Consider the following 316-nt stretch of genomic DNA (forward strand, 5'->3'; position numbering starts at 1 on the left):
AGATTTCTCACTGGCATTCGAAATGACATTATGAGCCGAAGTGGTGTTGTAGGGTTAATCTCCGTCAATCTGTGTAATCTGCGGATGGATGAGGATCATGGAATATTCTTTTGCCCACCCAATCCCCAGGCACTACGCGGTATATGGCCGGAGCTCCCTTATTCTGCCCACACATCCTGAAGTGACTTCGCTTCGAGCACCCGTTCGGCCCACTGGTCCAACTGTTCCGACGATGCAGACGCCAGGCGCTGTTCCGCCCAGTCCGGCAGTGGACCAAAACGACGGGTCAGTATCTTCTCCAGGAGGCCACATTTTC

General features: G+C 53.5%; 1 protein-coding gene. It reads right to left on the reverse strand.

The annotated features are described in order from the left end of the window. Positions 1-158: 158 nt before the first annotated feature. Positions 159-302, reverse strand: coding sequence for a DUF4351 domain-containing protein (locus tag MWC30_RS23270; protein WP_368860935.1), 144 nt, complete (start codon positions 300-302; stop codon positions 159-161). Positions 303-316 lie beyond the last annotated feature (14 nt).

It is taken from the genome of Desulforhabdus sp. TSK, from assembly GCF_022836495.1.
Lineage (GTDB): Bacteria > Desulfobacterota > Syntrophobacteria > Syntrophobacterales > Syntrophobacteraceae > Desulforhabdus.